The sequence below is a fragment of the uncultured Bacteroides sp. genome (assembly GCF_947632445.1).
Taxonomy (GTDB): Bacteria; Bacteroidota; Bacteroidia; order Bacteroidales; family Bacteroidaceae; genus Bacteroides.
This window is the reverse complement of the sequence record NZ_CANRPM010000033.1, coordinates 1-12,520: the sequence shown is the minus strand read 5'-3', so window position 1 is coordinate 12,520 and position 12,520 is coordinate 1. Positions and strand designations below refer to the sequence as shown.

General features: G+C 57.0%; 9 protein-coding genes and 1 pseudogene. All 10 read right to left on the bottom strand.

Features of this window, described 5'->3' with window-relative positions:
- Positions 1–3: 3 nt before the first annotated feature.
- Positions 4–1,353 carry an ABC transporter permease gene (locus Q0Z70_RS08040; RefSeq protein ID WP_298073575.1) on the bottom strand — a complete coding sequence of 450 codons (1,350 nt, stop codon included), beginning with the start codon at positions 1,351–1,353 and terminating at the stop codon, positions 4–6.
- A gap of 335 nt (positions 1,354–1,688) precedes the next feature.
- On the bottom strand, positions 1,689–2,948 hold the full coding sequence (locus Q0Z70_RS08035) for an FtsX-like permease family protein (RefSeq protein ID WP_298073574.1): 1,260 nt from the start codon (positions 2,946–2,948) through the stop codon (positions 1,689–1,691).
- A 24-nt stretch (positions 2,949–2,972) separates the two neighbouring features.
- The gene (locus Q0Z70_RS08030; protein ID WP_298073573.1) at positions 2,973–4,265 is read right to left on the bottom strand and encodes an ABC transporter permease; all 1,293 of its coding nucleotides are present in this window, start codon (positions 4,263–4,265) and stop codon (positions 2,973–2,975) included.
- A 27-nt stretch (positions 4,266–4,292) separates the two neighbouring features.
- Complete coding sequence (locus tag Q0Z70_RS08025; protein WP_298073591.1) at positions 4,293–4,958, bottom strand: ABC transporter ATP-binding protein; 666 nt, start codon at positions 4,956–4,958, stop codon at positions 4,293–4,295.
- A 213-nt stretch (positions 4,959–5,171) separates the two neighbouring features.
- The gene (locus Q0Z70_RS08020; protein WP_298073572.1) at positions 5,172–6,467 is read right to left on the bottom strand and encodes an ABC transporter permease; all 1,296 of its coding nucleotides are present in this window, start codon (positions 6,465–6,467) and stop codon (positions 5,172–5,174) included.
- 75 nt (positions 6,468–6,542) lie between these two features.
- Positions 6,543–7,862, bottom strand: a complete 1,320-nt coding sequence (locus tag Q0Z70_RS08015; RefSeq protein ID WP_298073590.1) for an ABC transporter permease — start codon at positions 7,860–7,862, stop codon at positions 6,543–6,545.
- An 18-nt stretch (positions 7,863–7,880) separates the two neighbouring features.
- On the bottom strand, positions 7,881–9,191 hold the full coding sequence (locus tag Q0Z70_RS08010; protein WP_298073571.1) for an FtsX-like permease family protein: 1,311 nt from the start codon (positions 9,189–9,191) through the stop codon (positions 7,881–7,883).
- Positions 9,192–9,197: 6 nt separating this feature from the next.
- Positions 9,198–10,502 carry an ABC transporter permease gene (locus tag Q0Z70_RS08005; RefSeq protein WP_298073570.1) on the bottom strand — a complete coding sequence of 435 codons (1,305 nt, stop codon included), beginning with the start codon at positions 10,500–10,502 and terminating at the stop codon, positions 9,198–9,200.
- Positions 10,503–10,572: 70 nt separating this feature from the next.
- Positions 10,573–11,823, bottom strand: coding sequence for an HlyD family efflux transporter periplasmic adaptor subunit (locus Q0Z70_RS08000; protein ID WP_298073569.1), 1,251 nt, complete (start codon positions 11,821–11,823; stop codon positions 10,573–10,575).
- 560 nt (positions 11,824–12,383) lie between these two features.
- A pseudogene (locus Q0Z70_RS07995) lies at positions 12,384–12,520 on the bottom strand (site-specific integrase); the annotation flags it as partial.

Below are 12,520 nucleotides of genomic sequence, written 5' to 3'. Positions count from 1 at the left end.
AGCTTATTCTCCTCCGGTTAAGGTGTGCGAAATAGGACGGTGAACGGCGAGCCAGGCCGGAAGCAGGGTGGACAGCGCATTGAACAGCAGGCACGCCGCCAGCACCGCCCCGAACAGCGACGGGCGCAGCAGCAGGTCGCCGCCCACCGCGATGCCTTCCGGCTCGACGCCGCCCGTGCCCAGCAGCCACTTGCTGCCCGCCACCACCAGCCCGCACGACAGCCCGTAGCCCAGCACGCCGCCCGTCAGCGTCGTGCCCAGACTTTCGGCAAAGAGGCGGGCGATGATGCCGGCGTTTGAAGCCCCGTAGGCCTTGCGGATGGCTATCTCGCCCAGGCGGCTCTGCATCTGCGCATGAACCAGCCCGGAGATGCCCACCGCAGGAACCACCAGCAACACCGCCAGCAACAGGACGCAGACCTGCCCGGCGCCTATGCTGCCGTCGCGGAAAAAGGTGTACTCCGTGTGCGTGTAGAGGCGTGGGTCCGTCAACACGTACTCCAGCCCCTGATTGTTGAGCTGCACCAGGCGGCGGTCCACCTCGGCACGGACGGAGGCGGGCGAAGCGCCCGGCTCCAGCCGAAGCACGCCGTAGCGGAAGCCTATCAGCCCCGCCGTAGCCCGGCACGGGTCGAGGTTCTCCTCGTTCGTCAGCGTGAAAGGCTCCCACACGTCGGCATAGGCGGTCTGGAAGATGGAGCTGACATCGGCCACGACACCCACCACGCGCGCTTCCTCGAAGTCCAGCAACAACTGCCTGCCCACCGCCCCGTCCTCGCTGCCGAACAGCCGGCGCGCCAGGCTCCGGCTGATGACCACGAAGCGGCGCACCACGCCGTCCGCACGGTTGCGCACGCGGCGCCACTCGTCGTCCGAAGGCTCGAAGGCGGCGCGCCCGGCGTCGTACTCGGCCGGCGTGAAGGGACGGCCCGCCACGAAGTCGTAGCGGAAGAAATCGAACCAGTTGGCGGCCACCGCGCGGAGCATCACCGTGCGACGGTCGGACGAAGCGGGCAGGGCGCATACGGCGGTGTTCAATCCGCCGTGCCACGTGCGCCCGTCCACGCCCGGCAGGTTGTCGAACAAGACGCGGAAGGCCGTCGGCCCCAACGCCCGGTAGCCCAACATGTTTGTCCTGTCGGGGTGCATGCACTGCGTGCCGGCGTTGTAGAGCAGGCGGCTGCGCTGCGTTTCGGGCGCCATGTCGGCCGTGCGGAAGTCGTAGACCATCACCACCACCATTACGAAGGCGAGGGTCACCGCCGTCCCCACCACCATCACGGCCGTGTAGAAGCGGTGCCGCCCCAGGCGGAGGGAGAAGGCGTGCAAAATAGATAGCAAAGTCTGTTTCATGTCCAAAAACATTTTATCATACATTCATAATCACCCGTCGGGCTTCGCCTCTTTCGCGTCGGACGGGCAGAAAATCCCGATTTTCGAGTCAAATACGACGGTGTTCAGTCGGAAAATCCCGATTTTTGCGTCAAACACGACGGTTGTCAGTCGGAAAATCCCGATTTTCGGGTCAAACACGGCGGTTGTCAGTCAGAAAATCCCGATTTTCGGGTCGGCAACCGCGGTTTTCGGCCGACTTTCCCGATTTTCCCGCCGGACACGGCGGTGTTTGGGTGGAAAATCCCGATTTTCCCGTCGGCAACCGAGGTTTTCGGCCGGCTTTCCCGATTTTCCTACTCATCGTGCAACGCCTCCGCCGGCTGCACCTTCATGGCACGACGGGCAGGAAGCCCGATACCGATACCAATCATGGCGGCGATGAGGACAAACGTGGCGGCAACGCAGAAAGCCAAACGTGGCCACTCCAGCGTAGTGCCGTTGCGCCAGCTGTTCAACTCGAAGTGGGCCAGCACAATGTCGGCGGCGACGGCAGGCACGGTGACCGCCAGCAGCAGGAAGAAGCCTTCGCTCATCAGGCGGCCGAACACCGCAGCATCCGATGCGCCCGCCACCTTGTGCAGGGCAATCTCGCCGCGACGCTGCTGCGTGCGGAACCAGAACGTGCCGAGCAGCCCCAGGAAGACGTTCAGCAGGAGGAAGCCTATGCCCATGAGGCGGTTGCGCAACTCGTTGTCCCAGCTCCGCTGGTAGCTGCGGCGGATGTCCGCGAAGCTGGCGATCTCGCTGATGTAGAGGTTGCCGATGCGGAACTGTTTTTCGCTGTCGGCCTTGAGGTTCTCTATGAAATTCCGGTCTTGGCCGGCGCGGACGCGGACGCAAAGCTCGTTGTCGGCGTAGTACCCCTGGTCGCCCAGCAAGTCCATGTTGAACACCAGGGAATAGCTGACGCGCGCCTCCTCGTAGTCGTGGTAGCGGACGTTCTGCAGGGCGGCGCCCAGCCGGTACGTGCGGGCCGTGTCGCCGAAGAGGTGGAACGCATCCCGTCCCACGAGCGACGTCGCCGACAGGCCGTCGTACTTCCTGAAGATGTTGTCCGAAACCAGGATGTCTCCCTGCCTCAGCATCTCGGCCAGCTGTTCGGGCGTCTCGCCGCGCGTCCCCCGATAGCGGAACACGCGCACGAAGTCGGGCGTCACGATGCGGCGGATCGTCCAGCGGTACGCATGAAGCGTGTCATAGTCCACCTGGGCGGTGCTGTTGCTGCCGTTGTAAGGATAGGAGTTCTGCGACAGGCTGACCGCCTCCACTTCGGGTCGGCGGCGCAGGCGCTCCATCATTTCGCGCACATCGTCGCACTCGCGGTGCGTGTCGTCGTAGGGCGTGTAGTCGGGGCTTTTGTCGGTCAGCAAGCCCATGCCGATCAGGTAGCAGTGCTCCGTGTCAAATCCGCGCGGCTCCAGTCGGGTGACCAGCCGGCAGTAGAGCAGGTCGATGATGTACCACATCACCACGCTCACCACCAGCAACTCCAGCGCGAGCCACAGGTTGCTGCGCCATTCGTTGCCTATTTGTATAAACAGTTTCTTGTTCATGGTCTGATATTTTATGGATTGATGTCAATGCGTCCGCCCGTTGATGGCCTCCACGATGTTCGTCCGCGAGGCGCGCCAGGCGGGGATGCCCGTGCTGAGCAGGTTGAGCGCGAAGCAGAAGAACAGCGCCCAGCCGAAGGTGGAGGCGTGTATCAGGATGGAGGCGTCGACGGTGGGCGGATTGAGCGTGCCATTCCATCTCTCTTCAAAGATCATGTCTCCCGAAAGGAAGGCGAAGAGCAGGCTGATGGCCAGTCCCAGCACGCCCGCCATGAGGGTGACGATGAAGTTCTCGGCCAGAATCTGCCCCAACAGCTCCGTGCGCGTGCAGCCGAAGGCGCGGCGCACCCCGATTTCCGCCACGCGGCGGCGCAGGCGGCTCTGCGTCATGCTGCTCAGGTTGATGGCGGGCACGACGAGCAGGATGAGGAAGATGATGAAGCGCGACCGGCGGGCGGCCGTCACGTCCGGCTCCACGTTGGCCCCGGTGTTCAGGGCGTCTTTCTCCTGGTCGTAGGGTCGGTTGCGGTCGATAATCCGGTCACCGTTCTTGCCTATCACCTTGTTGAATTCGTCCAGACTGCGGCGGGCCTCCTCGCGGATGGCGGGGAAGTCGCTGCGGCGGCGGGCCAGGATGGTGCAGCTCATGTCGCCCATCACGCCGTTGTTCCACGTGTTGTTCACCTGGTCGGTCGAGGTGTAGGGAATCCACACCTGCGCGTAGGCCGTCGAGGCCAGCGTCGAGACGTCCTTCACCACGCCGCACACGCGATAGGGCGCATGGGCCAGCAGGAACTCCTTCCCCGCAGCCTTCGTGGTGCCGAACAGCAGGCGTGCCACGCTCTCGGTAACGACCGCCACCGGGCGGCCTGCCTCGAACTCGGCCCGGTCGAAGGGCTTGCCGTCGGTGAAGGCGAAGTCGAACACCGTCCAGAAGCGGTCGTCCGTCTCGCGCATGTCGATCGACGCGGCGGGCTGTCCGGGCAGATTGACCGGCTGGGGCTGGGAGTAGGCCACATAGATGGTGACGGCTTCGGGCGTCTTCAGCCTGCCGTAGATTTCTTTCAGGGAGGCGACGCTCCAGGGGCCGTTGCTGCTGCTGTCTCCCCATGCGTCGTTCGTAATGCTGCCCCACTTCACGTGCAGGAAGCGGTCGCGGTTGCTCTCAGGGGCAAAGGGCTCGACCTGCACCTGCTGCGTCATCACCACCAGCATGATGAGGAAGATGGACAGGGCCGTGCCCGCCACCGTCACCCCGCTGATGAGCGGCTGCTGGCGCAGCTGCGTCCAGGCTTGTCGGATGTATTGCTTGATCATGGTTCTGTGCTTAAAGTTCGTGATGCGTTACCCTATCTGCCGCCCGTCGAAGAAGCGCACCGTGCGGCTCGTCTGTTTGGCCTGGTCTTCGTTGTGCGTCACCATGACGATGGTGCGCTTGTCTTCCTCGTTCAGCTGGTGCAGCAACTCCATGACCTCGGCGCCCATCTTCGAGTCCAGGTTGCCCGTAGGCTCGTCGGCAAGAATGATTTCAGGATTGCCGATGATGGCGCGGGCGATGGCTACGCGCTGGCACTGACCGCCGGAAAGCTGCGTGGGCATGTGGCGCATGCGGTGGCTGAGGCCCACCTTCCGCAGGACTTCCTCAGCCAGGTGGCGGCGCTCCCTGGCAGTCACCTTGCGGTAGAGCAGCGGAAGCTCTACGTTGTCAATCACGTTGAGCGAGTTGATGAGATGGAACGATTGGAAGACAAAACCCAGGTTCCGGTTGCGGAAGGCGGCCAGTTCGCGGTCCTTCATCCCCTCCGTCCGGGTGCCGGCTATCTCGACCGTGCCGCTGGTAGGGGTGTCGAGCAGTCCCATGATGTTGAGCAGCGTGGACTTCCCGCAGCCCGAAGGCCCCATGACGCTAAGAAATTCGCCCTGCTCTACGGTCAGGTTCACGTTCTCCAATGCCTGTGTCTCAATCTCGTCTGTACGGTAAATCTTGTTGATACCTGTCAATTTAATCATGTTCATAATCATTTATTTTTTAGTGTTATTGAATAGCTTGTTTCTTTTTCCACCGATTACGCAGACGGCTCCGGTTTTCATCCGTCGGTGGCACCGTCCTTCGCAGGAATAAAATCAAAAGTCGTGCCAAAGTATCGCGCCTTTGATTATCTGCATCTTAGCAAACGCGGGGTGTCCGAAAACGGACACTTTGTCCGCTTTCAGTGTGCGGTTTCATTCGTCTCTCAAGGCCTCCGTCGGCGGAATGGCACTTATGTGGCGGGCCGGAATATAAATGCCCATCAGCACCACGACCAGCAGTACAAGATAGACCATGAGCGACACGATACAGAAATGCAGACCGAAGTTCTGCACCCAGTAAGAACCGGTGGTCTCCATGCCGGTCTGCCCCTCGGCCAATCCTTCACTGAGCGCATACTGCAAATAGAGGAAACATCCCATCAGAGCAGAGACAGTGGTAAGCACCGTTCCTTCACCCAACAGGAAACAGACAATGCTCCTCGGCGTGGCCCCGTAGGACAGCATGACACCCACCTCTTCACGACGGGTACGGGTCTGCACCCAAAACGTACCGGCCACCCCCAAGCATAGATTGACAAGGAAGAACACCGCCATCGCCACGTTGCGCTGATAAAGCGTCGTCGTTCCCGCATACTCGCGCAGGGCTATCAGCTGCCGATAGGATTCCACCTTCTGTGCATACAGATTGCCCGCACGCAGTTCGCGTACCATCCACGAATGGAAACGGTGCAGAAACCGATCCATACCGACACCCTCTTTCAGCCGAACCAATATCTTGACCTGGTTGGGAAAATAACTCAGGTCGACCGTCTGCATCGGAACAAAAGCCACAGGTATGGGTTGCCAGTCGCTATACATGCGGAAAGTGGCTGTAGCACCTACAACATCCGTATAAAGCGTGTCCTGTTCATGGGGTTGCCAGAAACGGCATCCCTGAGGATTGTCCGTATGGAAGAATGCCTCCAGCGTATTCTCCGAAAGAATCAGGTCACCGTCCTTATAAGGATAATCGGAAAGCGCTGCCGGCGTCAGCCCCTTGGCCGGACAGAATCCATACGTTTCGAAAAACTGCGTATGGGGCAGAAACTCGATGTAGCGCATGCGGCAGGCAATGCTGTCGCCTACAGGAATCCGAGTCATGGATCCCAGCCCTTGCGAGTTGGGATACAGCCAGCCCAAAATAGGAGTGGCATGTTCCACTTCGGGGTAGTTGCGCACCCGCATCACAAGGTTGTCGTAGGCCTGCATCAGTGAAGCCGAGTCGGCGGCCTGTCCGTCATAATCAGGTGCGTTGGGACGGTACATAGCCAACGAAACCAGACAAAGACGGTCGGCATCATAGCCCAAAGGAATCATCCGGTCGTGCGTCACGACCACCACCGGGTCGAATATCGCCCACGACACAATGCACACAACAACCAGTTCGGCCAACAACCAGGCATTGCGGCGACGACGGGACCATAAGGTTTTAAAAATGAGTCTTAGCATGTTGTTTGTTTTATGCAGTCGACAAGGGAACGAAGCTACAGGCCACAAGGGGTCGCCTTGTCAACTTATTAATATTTATCTTTTCTCATATAGTGAATATACAATCGGATTGCGCAAAGACAGCCACGCCGGCACAAGAGCCGAAAGCGTGTTCAGCACCAGACAAAACACCAGGGTTATCAGGAAAACGGAAGGCGCAAACAGCATTTCGCCTGAAACATAGACATCCGTTCCTTCGGGCACCAACCACGCATAACGGTCGAACACACGAAACACCCATTCCCGACAGCCGTACAAAGCAATCCAAGCTGCTACCAGCCCCAATGCCCCACCGGTCAAGGTCAGCAGGAAATTTTCCCACAATACTTGCGAAAGTAACTTGCTCCGTCCGCCTCCAAAAGCCTTGCGGATGCCCATTTCAGGCAAACGGCTCTCCATGCGGCTGGCTATCAGTCCGCTCAAGTTCAAGGCTGGCACCAGCAACAAAGCCAGCAATATGAACAACAGGTAACGGACGGCCCTCCACCAGTCGTCTCCTCCCCCACCGACCGACATCATCAGAGACGCACGCAAATGGGAAACCGGATCCTCATTAATGTTCATCTTCAGCCCGTCGGCCTCGTGCAGCAGATTCTGCTTCCGTACAATTTCGTGAACTTCATCACACAGAGCTTTACCCTGCTTACCGTCTTCCACCCATACCGTCACCTGAAAGGGGCCACAATAAGGAACCTCTGGATAGGCGGCATCGCGATACCCTTCCATCGTGCTGTAGGGCACATACAGGTCCGCATACGAACGGTTGGTCAGATAACTGGCACCGCGAACCACCCCACAAACCTGATAGGCCTCGTAATCCAGCAGGAACTGACGCCCTATGACTTCCTTCTCCCCGCCGAACAGACGACGGGCCAGTTTGTCGGTAATCACCGCTTTGCGGATGCCGCTCTCCAAATCGGCCTGCGTAAAAGGCTGCCCCTCGAAAAAGCGGAAAGCATAGATACGGAAATAAGCCGGATCGGTTTCTACAATCTGCACCGGGAAATCGCCGTTACGGTCGGAAGGCTGAATATATTTTACTGCCCCGAAAGTGGAAGCACTCACCTCACGGACGTTCTTCAACGGATAAAACCATTCCTGCAACGCCCTATACGAATAAGCGTAGCTCCACGACTGGAAACGGCCATCCTTGTTTCGCTCAAAAGACGTCCCCGTCAGGTAGTATGTGTTCCCGCGGTTCACCTCAGGATAGACAGGCGCCAGCTTCACATAGTAAACCACCGCCACAATCACCGTCATGGCGATAGCCAGCCCCGTACCGGCAATGTAGAGCGTACTGAACAGGCGGTTCTGCCTGAACAACGCAAGGGCTTGTCTGAAATAGGTCTTTAGCATCATGTTTCGGTTTTATATTTACTCTTCCCTCAACGCCTCTACCGGCAGCGTACGGGCCGCACGGCGCACAGGGACATACGTTCCGACCAGCGCTATCAGCATCAGAACAACGTAACTGAGTGCCAGTACCACGGTGAAGTGGAAGCCGAAACGGTTTTGCCCGTAGGCGGGATTGGGCACGAACTTGTCATTCATCTCTACCGTGTACAGGCCGTTGACATGGGCATGATAGAGCAGGAAGGGAATGACCAACACGAAGGCCACCGTCAGCAACAGCCAGGCTTCGAGGAGGAACTGCCGCACGATGCACCCCTGCGAAGCGCCCATGCTGCGCATCACCCCAATCTCGCCGCGACGGGCGTTGCTGCGTATCCAGAAGGTGCCCACCATGCCCAGGAAGATGCAGAGCAGGGCGAAACCCGTCAGGGCATATTGCAAGCGGAGCTTGTTGGTGACACCACTCTTCATGGCATAGTCCTCGCTCAGCTCCGAAAATTCCTTCAGGCTGTCGAAGTAGAAGTTGCCTACGGAGAGCTGCGGCGCCACTTCCTGCTGGAAACGCTGCTTGAAAGCCGATACGTCCACACCCGGCTTCAGACGGATGACAAAATTGTACCACCACGGCATATACGGACTTCCATACATTTCGCTGTACATGGTGACAATGAGCGGATAGGGCTGCTCGTAGTCGCGGTGCTTGAAGTCACGGAATACGCCCGCTACCTCCAAAGCGTCCTCGCCCTGGTAGACTTTCTTCCCTACGGCATCGGCCGTACCAAACAGGCGCTGAGCCAGCCGTTCGGAGATGAATGCCTTGTCTTCCACCTGTTCAGGCACCTGGATGTCACCGCCTGTACGGGCATCCTTCATGCCATAGGTATGAAGCATATTGCTGCCATCAGTTGCCACAAAACTATAAGTCTGGGCATGTACGAAACCTTCCCTTTTGTGCAAAGAGGCGGTATCGGCATAGATTTGCGTACCGCTCCACGAGTTGCTACAAGGGAAACTTTGATTACCGGAGATGGTCCAGCACTCCACCTCGGGCTGCTCGCGCACGATGCGGGCAAGGCGTGTGTAGGCCACCAGATTCATCGAGTCGGAAGCCATGTCGGGGTCGAAGTGGCCGTTGGTCTCGTCGTACATGCCGATGTTCACCACGTAAAGCCCCTCGGGGTTATACCCTCGGTCGATGGAACGGTTGGCGGTCAATACATAGATAGGGTCGATGACGGTCCAAAGGAAGAAACTGACGACCAGCAGTTCCAGGAATATCCAGCCGTTCTGACGACGCTGGTTCCATAGTTGATGTAAGATGGTTTGAAGCATGAGATTTTATCTTTTCGTATTCAACGATTCCATAATCGGGTGACGCATCGCCCCCAGCGCAGGCACGAGGGCCGACACCACATTGAGCACCACACACACGGCCAGCGCACAGCCGAACACGGCGGGATTGAACAGCATCTCGGGCGTGAGCGACGTGGAGAGCGAAGTGTCGTAGATGTTCTTGTCGAACAGCGTCAGAATCCAGTCGCTGGCCGTCAGCACAATCAGGTAGGAGAACAACAGGCCTGCCAGACCGCCCAGCAACGTGAGCAACAGGTTCTCGCAGAGCACCTGCTCCAGCAGGCGGCGGCGCGTAGCCCCGTAAGCCTTGCGGATGCCCAGCTCGGCCATGCGGCTGTCCATGCGCGAGGAAATCATACCGCTCAGGTTCAGGGCCGGGATGAAGAGCAGGGCCAGCAGGATGTAGAGGAAGTCCTTGGCCAGTTCCATCGTGTCGGGCGCCTTCTCCACATCCTGGCGGAAAGTGCTGAGCCAGTATGGATCGGGTTGCCCCATCAGGTCGTATTCATAATCCTTGTCCTGCTGGGTATAGCGCCGGAACACATCCTGCACCTCGCTGCGCACGGTTTCGAAGTTCTCCGCATCGTCCACCAGCAGCGACACAAACACATTGCCCAGCAAACCGAACCGATCCAGTTCTTTGGAGATATACTGCGCATTGAGCAAGGGCAGCCACAGGTCGCCTGCCGTCTCGGGCGTAGCATTGGAAACATCCCGCACCACGCCGCACACGCGGTAGTCGCGCCCGTTGAAGGTGAAGTGCCGGCCCGACACTCCCTCGGTGGCGGCAAACAGCCGCTTGGCCAGCGACTCACCGATGACGGCCACTTGCGCCTTGGCCTCCACATCTTCCTGCGTGAATGGCTGGCCGTCAACAAAACGGAAGGAAAAGACTTTCCAGAAAGCGCCGTTGGCAAAACGGGGAGTAGCTTTGAAGGGCTTTACGTCTGTGGCAGACACCTGATAATCTCCCCAAAAATCAATCACACTGCCCGCCACCTGCTCCACATGAGGCAGTCCCGGCAACATTTGGTCCACCACATAATAGGCCACGCCACCATTGATATTCCAATTCTCAGGCTTGTCCTTCGGGTAGCGCTTTATCGGCTTCAGTACCAATGTACGGTCTCGGTTGTACTCAGGATAGACAGGGCCGAACTTGACGTAGAAGATGATGAACAGCGTCATCACCAACGCGATGGATAGCCCCGTACCCACCACGTAGATGCCTGTGAAGAGGCGGTTCTGCCGCATCAGGGTCCAGGCTTGCTTAAAATAATTCTTCAGCATAATTATTGTTTTTATTATAGGAGTTAACGGGAGTTGGAAGCCAATGGACGCTTTCCAACTCCTTATCAAATTACTTTTTCAGTTTCAACTTGTTCTTGTTTTTATACTGGCTCAGGTCGCTCACCACCACCTGGTCGCCCGGCTTGAGGCCCGAAACCACTTCGACATACTCGAAATTGGAATCGCCCAGCTGCACCTTACGCTTTACGAGCCGGCCTTCGCCGTCGCGTACAAAGAGGTCGTACTCGCCCCGCCCCACATAGTAGCTGGCATTGGCCATACGCATCACATCTTCTTTCACGGCATTCATCACGTAAACATCGGTCTTCAGGCCCGAACGCAGGCGGCGGTTGCTATCGTCCTCCAGCCGGACGGTGAAAGAAATGACACCGTTCTTCGAAAGCGGGGTGACGTTGCTCACCTGCCCTTCCAACTTCTCGCTGCCTATCTTCACGATGGCCCGCCCGCCGGCTACCACACGGTCGCCATAGGTATCGGCTATCTCGCCCTCTACCTTGAAGTGGCTCAGGTCGCTGATGACGGCTATCTGCGTGCCTTCGCCCACCTGCGCGCCAATCTGGTTATTGATATAGGTAAGGATGGCCTTGCGGGGTGAGCGCACCTGTGCGTCGTCTAGGGTACGTTTGGTTTCGGCCAGGCTCTTACGGAAGATTTCATACTCCAACTGCTTCACCTTCAGGTCGGAAGCCTTCACCTTACGCTCGTTGGCCAGTTGCTGACGCAACTGCTCCAACTCCAACTTGCCCGTCTTGAAGTTCAGTTCTGCCTGATGCACACGGTCCGTCGTCCCCGATCCCAAGCTGTCCAGGTATCGTTCGTTGCGCAACTCCACCTCCATGCGATTCAATTTCATTTCGGACACCTTCACCTGCATCTCCAAGTCGCTCAGATAGGTGCTGTTGTTCACCTCTAACTGCTCCAGCTGGTAGCGTTTCATCTGCTCCTCGTCAAGCTGCTTCTTGTACTCGGTTTCAGCACTCTGCAAATCCAGTTTCAGAATGGGCGTGCCTACGTCCACACTGTCACCGCCTTTTTTATATACCTCGAGGATGCGCGTATGGATGGGTGAGTTGATGATTTCCTCGAAAGCGGGTACCACCTTGCCCGAGGCACTGACGCTGACCTCGATAGTCCCCTGCTCTACGGTAGAAAACACCAGATCCTTCTCTTTCACCCCTGTCCGCATCAGGGAAACCAGTACACTCAGCACCACTACTCCTGCCACGCCGGCCACACCATAGCGTATCAGTTTCTTATTGCGCTCTTTACGGCGCTCTTCTTTGGGAATTTCTCTATCCATGGCAATAATTTTGAATTAGCTGTTTTTAATCCATATACAATCCACAATTATTATGCCAAAATCACAAAACGTTGATTTCCAAATATAAGAAGCCATTCAGAGGTGTTCATTTTCGGACAAGTGTCCGATTTCGGGCGGACAGTATCACGGCTTTCATGTTCGGGCACCGCTACAATTCAAACCGACTTTACAGTCACGAGGAAATGGAATACCGAACTCTTTCTGAATCCTATATCTCCCATTTACACAAAATATTTTATAGTGCCTCTTGCTGTGGTTTGAGTCTCTAAACTCATAATGATATTATGTTATGATTAGTACTGAAAACCATCCCATCCTTTTTTCAAATGAATGGTGCGAAAAAGTCAGGGACTTGAGTGCTTTTTATAATAAATATACCCGCCATTTGGAAAATTCTCAAACGATGGGTATATTTATTATCGGGTAACCAAGTATATCATTCCCATAATTTTTTCTCTAAAAATGTCCAGAAAGACAAATCATTGGTTTACAGATGCTTGATGTATTAAAATGCAAAAAGGACAGAAATGTCTTCACTCTTACGAAGAGAGGACACAACGCAGCGACTCCAAAATTCCCCTGTTTGCATTGTCTATCACCGAATTTTCCAACATGGTCAGATAAATCTGTGTCGTGCGTTCCGATGTATGGCCCATACCCGCACTGATGACCGACA

Excerpts from the sequence above, each read along its gene's own strand:
- Q0Z70_RS08025 (WP_298073591.1), bottom strand. The coding sequence starts at position 4,958 with ATGATTAAATTGACAGGTATCAACAAGATTTACCGTACAGACGAGATT.
- Q0Z70_RS08005 (WP_298073570.1), bottom strand. The coding sequence starts at position 10,502 with ATGCTGAAGAATTATTTTAAGCAAGCCTGGACCCTGATGCGGCAGAAC.
- Q0Z70_RS08000 (WP_298073569.1), bottom strand. The coding sequence starts at position 11,823 with ATGGATAGAGAAATTCCCAAAGAAGAGCGCCGTAAAGAGCGCAATAAG.
- Q0Z70_RS08010 (WP_298073571.1), bottom strand. The coding sequence starts at position 9,191 with ATGCTTCAAACCATCTTACATCAACTATGGAACCAGCGTCGTCAGAAC.
- Q0Z70_RS08040 (WP_298073575.1), bottom strand. The coding sequence starts at position 1,353 with ATGAAACAGACTTTGCTATCTATTTTGCACGCCTTCTCCCTCCGCCTG.
- Q0Z70_RS08035 (WP_298073574.1), bottom strand. The coding sequence starts at position 2,948 with ATGAACAAGAAACTGTTTATACAAATAGGCAACGAATGGCGCAGCAAC.
- Q0Z70_RS08020 (WP_298073572.1), bottom strand. The coding sequence starts at position 6,467 with ATGCTAAGACTCATTTTTAAAACCTTATGGTCCCGTCGTCGCCGCAAT.
- Q0Z70_RS08030 (WP_298073573.1), bottom strand. The coding sequence starts at position 4,265 with ATGATCAAGCAATACATCCGACAAGCCTGGACGCAGCTGCGCCAGCAG.
- Q0Z70_RS08015 (WP_298073590.1), bottom strand. The coding sequence starts at position 7,862 with ATGCTAAAGACCTATTTCAGACAAGCCCTTGCGTTGTTCAGGCAGAAC.